The 9,806-nt window shown below is 73.7% G+C and carries 10 protein-coding genes; 4 read left to right on the top strand and 6 right to left on the bottom strand.

Annotated elements, in window-relative coordinates:
- Window positions 1-51: 51 nt before the first annotated feature.
- Both ABZ714_RS26400 and ABZ714_RS26405 read right to left on the bottom strand, forming a co-directional pair.
- Window positions 52-804 (bottom strand): IclR family transcriptional regulator, encoded by a 753-nt coding sequence (locus ABZ714_RS26400; protein WP_358827818.1) that lies wholly within the window; start codon window positions 802-804, stop codon window positions 52-54.
- On the bottom strand, window positions 801-1,874 hold the full coding sequence (locus ABZ714_RS26405; protein WP_358827819.1) for a sugar kinase: 1,074 nt from the start codon (window positions 1,872-1,874) through the stop codon (window positions 801-803). The genes ABZ714_RS26400 and ABZ714_RS26405 overlap by 4 nt, the downstream gene beginning before the upstream one ends.
- A gap of 152 nt (window positions 1,875-2,026) precedes the next feature.
- Between ABZ714_RS26405 and ABZ714_RS26410 the strand changes: the two genes are divergently transcribed.
- Both ABZ714_RS26410 and ABZ714_RS26415 read left to right on the top strand, forming a co-directional pair.
- Entirely contained in the window at window positions 2,027-3,304 is a 1,278-nt protein-coding gene (locus tag ABZ714_RS26410; RefSeq protein ID WP_358827834.1) for an amino acid deaminase, read from the top strand.
- A gap of 14 nt (window positions 3,305-3,318) precedes the next feature.
- Window positions 3,319-4,932 (top strand): D-aminoacylase, encoded by a 1,614-nt coding sequence (locus ABZ714_RS26415; RefSeq protein ID WP_358827820.1) that lies wholly within the window; start codon window positions 3,319-3,321, stop codon window positions 4,930-4,932.
- Window positions 4,933-5,231: 299 nt separating this feature from the next.
- Here the strand turns inward: ABZ714_RS26415 and ABZ714_RS26420 are convergent, their stop codons facing one another.
- A complete protein-coding gene (locus ABZ714_RS26420) occupies window positions 5,232-5,501 on the bottom strand; it encodes a hypothetical protein (protein ID WP_358827821.1) in 270 nt (89 codons plus the stop codon).
- Window positions 5,502-5,675: 174 nt separating this feature from the next.
- Here ABZ714_RS26420 and ABZ714_RS26425 point away from each other — a divergent pair, with 174 nt between their 5' ends.
- Complete coding sequence (locus ABZ714_RS26425; protein ID WP_358827822.1) at window positions 5,676-5,930, top strand: chaplin; 255 nt, start codon at window positions 5,676-5,678, stop codon at window positions 5,928-5,930.
- A gap of 97 nt (window positions 5,931-6,027) precedes the next feature.
- Here ABZ714_RS26425 and ABZ714_RS26430 read toward each other — a convergent pair whose 3' ends face one another.
- From ABZ714_RS26430 to ABZ714_RS26440, 3 genes are all read right to left on the bottom strand, one after another.
- Window positions 6,028-6,915 (bottom strand): tyrosinase family protein, encoded by an 888-nt coding sequence (locus ABZ714_RS26430; RefSeq protein WP_358827823.1) that lies wholly within the window; start codon window positions 6,913-6,915, stop codon window positions 6,028-6,030.
- Window positions 6,908-7,453, bottom strand: a complete 546-nt coding sequence (locus ABZ714_RS26435) for a tyrosinase family oxidase copper chaperone (RefSeq protein WP_358827824.1) — start codon at window positions 7,451-7,453, stop codon at window positions 6,908-6,910. The genes ABZ714_RS26430 and ABZ714_RS26435 overlap by 8 nt, the downstream gene beginning before the upstream one ends.
- 115 nt (window positions 7,454-7,568) lie before the next feature.
- The gene (locus tag ABZ714_RS26440; protein ID WP_358827825.1) at window positions 7,569-8,081 is read right to left on the bottom strand and encodes a hypothetical protein; all 513 of its coding nucleotides are present in this window, start codon (window positions 8,079-8,081) and stop codon (window positions 7,569-7,571) included.
- 222 nt (window positions 8,082-8,303) lie between these two features.
- On the opposite strand from ABZ714_RS26440, the gene ABZ714_RS26445 reads away from it, so the two are divergent.
- Window positions 8,304-9,692 (top strand): cytochrome P450, encoded by a 1,389-nt coding sequence (locus ABZ714_RS26445; protein WP_358827826.1) that lies wholly within the window; start codon window positions 8,304-8,306, stop codon window positions 9,690-9,692.
- Window positions 9,693-9,806 lie beyond the last annotated feature (114 nt).

The raw sequence follows: 9,806 nt of genomic DNA on the forward strand, positions 1-9,806 counted from the left end.
TTCCTTGTTCGTCGGCGGCTGAGTGGGGTCTGGAAGGGATCATGTCGGGGGTCATTGCGGGGTGACGGCCCCGCTGTACTCCCGGCTGATGGCGTCCGCGGTCCGGCGGACCAGGGGCAGCAGGGTGAGGAGTTCGTCGGCGGTGACGACGACATTGGGCGCGGAGACCGACATCGCGGCGACGACCTTGCCGCCCGCGCCCCGGATGGGGGCGCCGATGCAGTTGATGGACTCCTCGTGGCCGCCGAGGTCGGTGGCCCAGCCCTGGTCGCGTACGGTCGCCAGCTCCTTGAGGAACGCGGCGGCGTTCGGCGTCGAACGGGCCGTGTACATGGGGTAGTCGAGCCGTTCGGCGATCATCCGCCGTTCGGATTCGGGCAGATCGGCGAGGAGCAGCTTGGCGACGGCGGCGACGGTGATCGCCACCGGCTTGCCGATCCGGGAGTACATCCGGACCGGGTAGCGGCTCTCGACCTTGTCGATGTAGAGGACCTCGTTCTCCTCGTAGACGGCCAGATGGACGGTGTGTCCGATCTGCTCGTTGAGGGTGACGAGATGGGCGTGGGCGATCTCGCGGACGTCGAGGTTCTCGATCGCCTCCTGGGCGAGGGCGAAGAGCCGCGCGCCCAGCCGGTAGCGCTGGTCCTGCTGGCGGAAGACGAGTCCGTGGTCGTGGAGGGTCCGCAGCAGCCGGAGCGCGGTGGATTTGTGGACGTCGAGGCGCTGCGCGACCTGTCCGAGGTCGGCGGGTCCCTGGGCGAGCAGCGGCAGGATGCTCAGCGCGCGGTCGACGGTCTGGCTCATGGCGTACGTACCTCCTCATCCACGGCTGAGGTCCAGCCGGGGCCGAGACGAAGTCTCTCCCAGGAGGCGTCGTCGAGTGCGGCGAGCCGGTCGGCCCGGTCGCGGTCGGGGGGCGTACCGAGGTCGCCGGGGACGGTGAGGGCGGCGGCGGCGGTGAGATGGCCGTGCCGCAGCCGGTCCCGGGCGGTCAGTCCGCGCAGGGTGGCGGAGAGGTATCCGGCGGCGAAGGCGTCGCCCGCGCCGACGGGGGCGACGACGTCCACGGCGGGCGCGGGGACGAAGACCTCCTCGTCGGTGCCGGTGCCGGGGTCGCGGACGTACGCGGTCGCCCCGGCGGCGCCCTGCTTGACGACCAGGGTCTCCGGCTCGGGCAGGGCGGCCCGGATCGCGCCGGGTCCCTCGATGTTCCAGGCGGCTTCGGCCTCGTCCTCGCCGACGAAGACGAGGTCGGCGCCGCGGGCGAGGCCGAGGAGTACGGGCCCGGCGTCGGCGTCCCGCCAGAGTTTGGGCCGGTGGTTGACGTCGAAGGAGATCAGGGGACGCCCGGCGCGGGGAAGCATCAGTTGGCGCAGCAGTGCCAGGCAGTCGGCGGAGAGGGCGGCGGTGATCCCGGAGAGGTGGAGGACGCGGGTGCGGGAGACCAGGTCGTACGGGACGGTCCCGGGCGACATCGCGGAGGCGGCGGATCCGGCGCGGTAGTAGACGACCTCGTGTCCGGAGGCGGACCGGTCGGTGGCGGTCCGGAAGTAGACGCCGGTGGGGCGGCCGGGGTCGCGGGCGACGGCGGAGGTGTCGACGCCGTATCCGGCGACGGCGGTGACGAGGTGGTCGCCGAAGCCGTCGGCGCCGACCCGGCTGACCCAGGCGGCGCGGTGTCCGGCGGCGGCCAAGGCGCAGGCGACATTGGACTCGGCGCCGCCGATCGCGCGGGTGAAGGCGGGGACGTCGGCGAGGCGTCCGGGCACGGTGGGCAGGAACGTGATCATGGATTCGCCGAGGCAGGTCACCTCGGCGACCGGGGCCGTGGCATCCGTGCCCGACGGTTCGCCGGGTCCGTTCACGCTGCTCACCCTGGGGCTCCTCGCGGGGTCTGGGGCGGTCGGGTCCATTGACCCGGCACTGCGCCGGATGTTAGACAGCACCGAGCGTTATACGCAATGACCGTTGCAAATATTGCAACAAACCTGGTGACCGCATGACCGTACGAACCGAGGAGGCGTCCATGCCCGCCGATCCGCTGGGCCAGCTCCGCCATGAACGCGTGGACCACCGTTTCAAGGCGCTGCCCCCCGACGCCGACGGACTGACCGTCGCGGAGCTGGCGGCCGAGCGGCGCTCCTTGTTCACCGGCGGTTTCACCACCCCCGTGCTGGCGCTCTCCGCCGAGTCCGTCGAGCACAACCTGGACCTCCTCCAGAGCTACTCCGAGCGCCACGGCCTGGTCTTCGCCCCGCACGGCAAGACGTCGATGTCGCCGCAGCTCTTCGCCCGCCAGCTGGAGCGCGGCGCCTGGGGCATCACCGTCGCCGTCCCGCACCAGGCCCGGGTCCTGCGGGCCCACGGGATCCAGCGGATCTTCCTCGCCAACGAGCTGGTCGACCCGGCCGCCCTGCGCTGGCTCTCCGCCGAACTGGACCGCGACCCCGACTTCCGGTTCGTCGCTTACGTCGACTCCGTCCGCGGCGCCGAGCTGATGGACCGGGCCCTGACCGAGGCCGGGGCCCGCCGCCCGCTGGAGGTCGTGGTCGAGCTGGGCGCCGGGGACGGCGCCAGGACCGGGGCCCGTACGGAGGCCGAGTGCGCGGCCGTCGCCGACGCGATCGCCGCCACCACCACCCTCCGGCTGGTCGGCGTCGCCGGATACGAGGGCGAGGTCCCCGACGCCGACGGCGACCGGGTCCGCGCCTGGCTGCGCCGCCTGGTCGCGCTCGCCGCCGGCTTCGACCGCGAGGGCCGGTTCGCGGCCGGGTCCGACGTGGTGATCAGCGCCGGCGGCAGCGCCTGGTTCGACGCCGTCGCCGATGTCTTCGCCGAAATCCCCGCCCTCTCCCGGCCGGTGCTCAAACTCCTCCGCTCCGGGGCGTACGTCTCCCACGACGACGGCCACTACCGCCATCTCACGCCCTTCAACCGGGTCCCCGACGAGGGCGCGCTGCGGCCCGCGTTCCGGCTCTGGGCGCAGGTCGTCTCCCGCCCCACCCCCGGGCAGGCGTTCCTCAACGCGGGCAAGCGGGACGCCGCGTACGACCTCGACCTCCCCGAGGCCCAGGTCGTCCGGGACGCCGAGACCGGCGAGATCCGCCCCGCCACCGGGATCGAGATCAGCGGCCTCTCCGACCAGCACGGCTGGGTGAAGACCGCGCCGGACGCCGATCTGGAGGTCGGCGACTGGGTCGGCATGGGCCTCTCCCACCCCTGTACCGCCTTCGACAAGTGGCAGCTCATCCCCCTCGTCGAGGCCGACGGAACCGTCACCGACTACATCCGCACCTTCTTCTGACAGGCGGGACGACGATGGACCTCCTCATCCGTGACACCCGGGTCGTCGACGGCTCCGGCGGCCCCTCCTACCGCGCCGACGTGCTGATACGCGACGGCCGGATCACCGCGATCCGCCGCGAGGGCGACCCGGCGCCCGCCGCGCCCGGCGCCCGCGTCGTCGACGCCGCCGGACTCGCCCTCGCCCCCGGCTTCATCGACATGCACGCCCACAGCGACCTCGCCCTGCTGCGCGACCCCGGCCACGAGGCCAAGGCCGCGCAGGGCGTCACGCTGGAAGTCCTCGGCCAGGACGGGCTCTCGTACGCCCCCGTCGACGACGCCACCCTCGACGGCGTCCGCCGGGCCATCAACGGCTGGAACGGCGGCGGCCCCGGCGACGACTCCGTCGACTTCGACTGGCGTACCGTCGGCGAATACCTCGACCGGCTCGACCGGGGCATCGCCGTCAACGCCGCCTACCTCGTCCCCCAGGGCACCGTCCGGATGGCCGTCGTCGGCTGGGACGACCGCCCCGCCACCGACGACGAACTCACCCGGATGAAGCGACTCGTCGCCGAGGGCCTCGAACAGGGCGCCGTCGGCATGTCCTCCGGGCTCACCTACACCCCCGGGATGTACGCCCCCCAGGCCGAACTGACCGAACTCTGCCGGGTCGTCGCCTCCTACGGCGGCTACTACTGCCCGCACCACCGCTCCTACGGCGCCGGGGCGCTGGAGGCGTACGAGGAGATGGTCCGGCTCAGCCGGGACGCGGGCTGCGCGCTCCACCTCGCCCACGCCACCATGAACTTCGGCGTCAACAAGGGGCGCGGCGGCGATCTGCTGGCCCTGCTGGACGAGGCTCTCGACCAGGGCGCCGACATCAGCCTCGACACCTACCCCTACACCCCCGGCTCCACGACCCTGGTCGCCACCCTGCCCAGCTGGGCCAGCGAAGGCGGTCCGGACGCGCTGCTGGACCGGCTGCGGGACGACGAGACGGCCGAACGGATCCGGCACCACCTGGAGGTCGAGGGCTCCGACGGCTGCCACGGCGTCCCCATGGAGTGGGAGACCATCGAGATCTCCGGCACCGCGGACCCGGCGCTCGGCGGCTATGTCGGCAAGACCATCGAGCAGTCCGCGAAGGAACGCGGCGAGGCGCCCTGGGTCACCGCCCGCGCGCTGATGATCGCGGACCGGCTGGGCTCCACGATCCTCCAGCACGTCGGCCACGAGGAGAACGTCCGCACGATCATGCGGCACCGGGTCCACACCGGCGGCAGCGACGGCATCCTCCAGGGCGCGAAGCCGCATCCGCGGGCGTACGGCACCTTCCCGCACTACCTCGGGCGGTACGCGCGCGAACTGGGCGTGCTGTCCCTGGAGGAGACCGTCGCCCATCTGACGTCCCGCCCGGCGGCCCGGCTCCGGCTCCCGGACCGGGGCCTGGTCCGCGAGGGCTACCGGGCCGACCTGGTGCTCTTCGACCCGGAGACGGTCGCGGCGGGCTCCACGTTCGAGGCGCCCCGGACGCTGCCGACGGGGATTCCGTACGTCCTGATCGACGGGCGCTTCGTCATCGAGGACGGCGCCCGTACGGACGTCCTCGCCGGCCGCTCGGTCCGGCGCACGCCGCGCTCCTGAAACCCCCCGTGCTGGGGCCCCACCGCCGTCGGGGCCCCGGCACGGGACCCTCCGGGGGTTGCCAGGGGTTTCGGACCGCCCGGCCCCACGGGGGTGGTTCGCCGTCCGCGGCCCGTCGTGGGCCGCGGTCGAAAGACAAGCGCCGCCCGGCAGGACGTCCAGGGGCGCTGGGGGTCCCCCATGGCCGAAGGCACAGGGGGCGGAACCGCGCGACCAGCCACGGACGGCGGAGGGGCCGTCCACAAGGCGAGGCAGCACGGCGAGGGGCTCCGCGACAAGAGGCTCCGCGGCGCCGAAACCTACGCGCCCGGGAGCCCCGGGAGGAGGGCCGTCACCGGGGCCAGGACCCCGCCCGGCGGCGGCTTCAGCAGATTGCGGTCCACCTCGCCCCCGTTCGTCGCCACCGCCCCCGCGCTCGCCGTCGGCGCCGCCTGCGCGGCCGTACCCGCTCCCGCCGCGCCCAGCGCCGCCAGTGCCAGTCCGGCGACCGTCAGCGCCTTGGACGCCTTGAACGACCTGTCCGACCTGTCCGACCGCGTCGGCGCGCGGTGCTTTCCGTGATTGCCCATACCCCGCGCAACGCCCGGAACCCCGCCCGGGTCACGCCCCGGACGACACTCGCACAGACGATCAGTTCGGACAGTTCCGGCAAGATCCGTTACCACCTACGGGGTACCGCGTTGTCAACGTGAAGGCCGCAAGCTCTGCGGCCGATGTTTCAGACTCTGCAAGGAGAACTACTGATGTCGCGTATCGCGAAGGCCGCCGCCGTCCTCGCCGGATCCGGCGCCCTGCTGGCCGGTGGCGCGGGCCTGGCCGCCGCTGACGCCGGAGCGCACGGTGCCGCCGCCAACTCCCCCGGTGTCGCCTCCGGCAACGTCGTTCAGGTTCCGATCAACATCCCCGTGAACGTCTGCGGCAACACGATCGACGTGATCGGCCTGCTGAACCCGGCGTTCGGCAACCAGTGCGCGAACACCGGTGGCGGCGCGTACTAATCACCCCGAGCCCGAGGGCCTCGTCCCCCGACCACCCGGTCGGAGGGCGAGGCCCTCGGTCTTTCCCGCTCCACGCGGGACACGGGACACGGGACCGTCAGGCGTAGCGGTACCACCCCGAGTGGTCCATCAGCTCGGACGGCGGTACGTCCCACGGCGGCAGCGGCTCGTCCAGGGCGAAGACCCTCCGGTGCTGGCGGTCGCCGCGCGGCAGCGCCGTCCGGGGCAGGTAACCGGATTCGGGGCGGGCCCGGCGCCAGCGGTCCCACAGCAGGTCGATGAAGGCGTGGTGGAGCCAGAACACGGGGTCGTTGGGCGAGGTCGCGCCCAGCATCAGCCCGCCGACCCAGCGGTGCACCCGGTTGTGGGTGCGCCAGCGTTCGGGGCTGCCCGCCGCCCAGCCCTCCATCGCGTTGCGGAAGCCGCCGCGCGCCGTGGAGTCCCAGGGGGGCGTGTCGTACTCCCGTTCCGTCATCGCCCGGGCGACGTCGTCGGCCGTGGGCAGGGTCAGCGGGTCGGCCGGGCGGCCGAGGTCGCGGGTGAGATAGCGGCCGTCGGCGACCCGCGAGTTGATCGTCCAGCCCCCGGTGGCGTAGGCGAAGGGGCCGCTGGTGACCCGGCGGTCGCCGGGGCGGCCCGTACCGCCGAGGAGGTCGTCGGTCCACGGGCCCTCGGTGGGCGAGGCGTCCCGGGTCCAGTCCCAGTACGGCACGGTGACCCGGTCGTCGACCCGCTGGAGCGCCCGTTCGAACTCCAGCAGATAGCGGCGGTGCCAGGGGAAGAACGACGGGGTCATATGGGCGGCCCGGGGGCGCAGTTCTCCGTCGGTGACGTAGAAGTCGCCGTGCATCCGGACGAACTCGTCGTACTCGCCGCGCCGCTTCAGCTCCAGCACCGCGTCGACCAGGCGCTTCTTCTCGACGGCGGTCAGATCGCGCTGGTTCTTCCGGACCGGTACGCGGTTCTTCGGCTCGGCCTCAGCCACGGAGCACCACCAGCTGTGCCGTGCCCAGCTCGTCCACGGCCGCCCGCGCCGTCTCGCGCAGGGTGGGGAAGGACTCGTAGTGGTTGACCAGGCTCAGATAGCTGCCGTCGGCGCGCCGCATGATGTGCAGCGGGCGGCCGTCGATCCTGACCTCGATCGTCGGCGGCGCGGCACCCGTCCGCCCGCCGCCGCCCCGCTCACCGGACCCGGCACCGGCGCCGGAGCCGGGTCCGTCTCCCGAGCCGTGCCCCGGGCCGTCGGATCCTCCCCCGCCGCCGTCCCCATGGCCGTGGACCGGGACGAACACGGTGGCGGAGCCCTCGATCCGGCGGCCCCGGTACACCTCCGAGAAGCGTTCCGGTGCCGCCGCCGAGTCCTCGCCGGGGCCGGTACCGCCGCCCGCCCGGAGCAGGGGCGCGAGCGCCCCGGCCGTCCCTCCGGCCGCCGCCGCCGTGAACAGCGCGCGCAACGCGATCCGGCGGGTGGTGAGAGCGGTGACGGTGGTACGGAAGGTGCCGAGGCGGTCGGGGATGCGCATGGGTCGCCCTTCGCGATGTGTTCGATGACAGGGGGTGGAACCTGTCAACGACGCGACCGCGAAAGGGTTCCCCGTCCGGGTGGAACGCCGCGCACCCGGGGGATGGTTCGTATGACTATCGGTCCAGCAGGAGGCCCGCGGCGGGCGCTCCGCGCAGGGTCGGGGTGAGTACGGCGACCTCCGATAGTACCGGCTCCGGCTGTCCGTACAGCTCGGGCCGGGGCGCCGAGAGGGGAGCGCCCAGGGAGGCGCCGGGGGTCGCGAGGGAGAGTTCGGCCGCCTCGGAGGCGATCCGGGCGACGCCGAGCTCGCGGTCCCCGAGGGGTTCGGTGACGGGTACCCCCGCCTCGGTGACGGGCAGTTCGGTACTGAGCGGCACCCGGGGCAGCGCCCCGTACGGCAGCAGCCGCCCGGCGACGTGCGCCGGTGCCTCGGGGGCGTGCGGTACGGGTACGGGGACACCGGTGGCCAGTTCGGGGGCCGGGACCGGGAGGACGTGCTCCAGGCTCTCCAGCGGCAGGTTGACCGGTACGGACGGGGCCGCGGCGGCGGGCACGGCGCCCGCGCCCACGGCGGACGCCACACACGCCAGTACGGCGGCGACGGAACCCCGGGTGGTCGACTTCATGGATGGATCTGTCCCCTCTGCGCTCGGCGGCGCACACCGGCGCGTGTCGCCGGTCGGCCGACCGCCGTTCTTCTTCTGCGCCGGGACAACGACCGGGGCGCGGGTGACAGCGCGAAGTTCCCCCGGATGCAGCAACGGCGCTACGGATCACCCGGCATGACGCACCCTTGCATACCCGCTGATAGCCATAGATAGCTCCGGATAGCCGGACAATGGACGAAGATGGTCCGCCCCGACCCCGAGGAGGCCCCGGCCATGGACACTCCCGCGCCCCCCGCCCCGGCGGCGGCCCCTTCCGCCGCCTCCGGCCCCACCGCCCCCGGCACCGCCGGGCCGTCCGCCACCCCGCCCGCCGGATTGCCCGATCTCGCCGATCCCGGGTTCTGGCGGCTGCCGCGCCCCGACCGGCTGGCCGCCTTCGCCCGGCTGCGGGCCTCCGGCGCCCCGGTCCGGTTCGGCCCGGCGGAGGGCCCGGGCGGCTTCCACGCGCTGGTCCGCCATGCCGACGTCCAGGAGGCGAGCCGTACCCCCCGGGTCTTCGCCAGCGCCCCGGGCGTCACCACACCCGAACCGGCGGGCTGGGTGAAGGCCCTGTTCGGCGACTCGATGGTGAATCTGGACGATCCCGAACACGCGGCGCTCCGCCGGATCGTGGGCCGGGCGTTCACCCCGAGACTGCTGGCCGCCGCCGAGGAGAACGTCAGGGCGGTGGCGGAGCGGCTGGTGGACGAGGTGATCCGGGACCGGCCCGCCGACTTCGTCGCGGCGATCGCCTCCCGGCTGCCGTTCGAGATCATCTGCGATCTGATGGGAGTCCCCGGACACCACCGCCGGGAGATCGCCCGCCGGATCGACGAGGCGTCACGGGACATCGGCGTGGGCCGGCGGCGGCTGCGGATGCCGGGGCGGGGGCTGCGGGCCCTGGCCCATCTGCATCTGGTGATGGGCAAGCTGGCCCGGGAGCGGCGCCGCGAGCCCCGGGAGGACCTGATCACGGCGCTGGTCACCGCCGATGTCGACGGCCAGGCGCTGGACGCCCGCAGGCTCGGGGCGTTCTTCTCCCTGCTGCTGGTCGCCGGGGTCGAGACCACCAGGAACGCGCTGGCGCACGGGCTGGTCCTGCTCGGCGACCATCCGGCGCAGCGGGAGCTGCTGGCCGCCGAGCCCGAGCGGTACGGGGACGGGGCGGTGGAGGAGATCGTCCGCCACTCGACGCCGATCATCCAGTTCCGCCGGACGGTGACCGCGGAGTACGCCCTGGGCGGGCGGGTGTTCCGGCCGGGCGAGAAGGTGGTGCTGTTCTACGCGTCGGCCAACCGCGACGAGACCGTCTTCGCCGATCCGGACGCGTTCGACATCACCCGCTCCCCCAATCCGCATCTGGGGTACGGGGGCGGCGGCCCCCACTACTGTCTGGGCGCCCATCTGGCGCGGCAGGAGATGAAGGCGGTCTTCCGGGAGCTGCTGTCCCGGACGGAGAACCTGCGGGCGACGGGCCCGGCGGAGCTGATCGACTCCAGCTTCGACAACCGGGTCAGGGCGCTCCCGTTCACCTTCACCCCGCGCCGCGACCGGGGCCGAGCCGGGGCGGGGGCCGTAGCGGGGCCTTAGCGGGGCGGGGCCCGGAGCCGTGCAGCCGCTACGGCTCCGGGCCCGGCCCAAGCGCCCCGGGCCGTACGGCTGCCGGGCGCTCCCGGGGCCGTACGGCCGGAACTGGTGCTGTGA

The organism is Streptomyces sp. NPDC006798 (genome assembly GCF_040635975.1).
In the GTDB taxonomy this organism is placed as follows: domain Bacteria; phylum Actinomycetota; class Actinomycetes; order Streptomycetales; family Streptomycetaceae; genus Streptomyces.

What these genes read in the sequence shown, in the direction of transcription:
- ABZ714_RS26400 (WP_358827818.1), bottom strand. Translation starts at nt 804, where the DNA reads ATGAGCCAGACCGTCGACCGCGCGCTGAGCATCCTGCCGCTGCTCGCC.
- ABZ714_RS26410 (WP_358827834.1), top strand. Translation starts at nt 2,027, where the DNA reads ATGCCCGCCGATCCGCTGGGCCAGCTCCGCCATGAACGCGTGGACCAC.
- ABZ714_RS26415 (WP_358827820.1), top strand. Translation starts at nt 3,319, where the DNA reads ATGGACCTCCTCATCCGTGACACCCGGGTCGTCGACGGCTCCGGCGGC.
- ABZ714_RS26420 (WP_358827821.1), bottom strand. Translation starts at nt 5,501, where the DNA reads ATGGGCAATCACGGAAAGCACCGCGCGCCGACGCGGTCGGACAGGTCG.
- ABZ714_RS26425 (WP_358827822.1), top strand. Translation starts at nt 5,676, where the DNA reads ATGTCGCGTATCGCGAAGGCCGCCGCCGTCCTCGCCGGATCCGGCGCC.
- ABZ714_RS26435 (WP_358827824.1), bottom strand. Translation starts at nt 7,453, where the DNA reads ATGCGCATCCCCGACCGCCTCGGCACCTTCCGTACCACCGTCACCGCT.
- ABZ714_RS26440 (WP_358827825.1), bottom strand. Translation starts at nt 8,081, where the DNA reads ATGAAGTCGACCACCCGGGGTTCCGTCGCCGCCGTACTGGCGTGTGTG.
- ABZ714_RS26445 (WP_358827826.1), top strand. Translation starts at nt 8,304, where the DNA reads ATGGTCCGCCCCGACCCCGAGGAGGCCCCGGCCATGGACACTCCCGCG.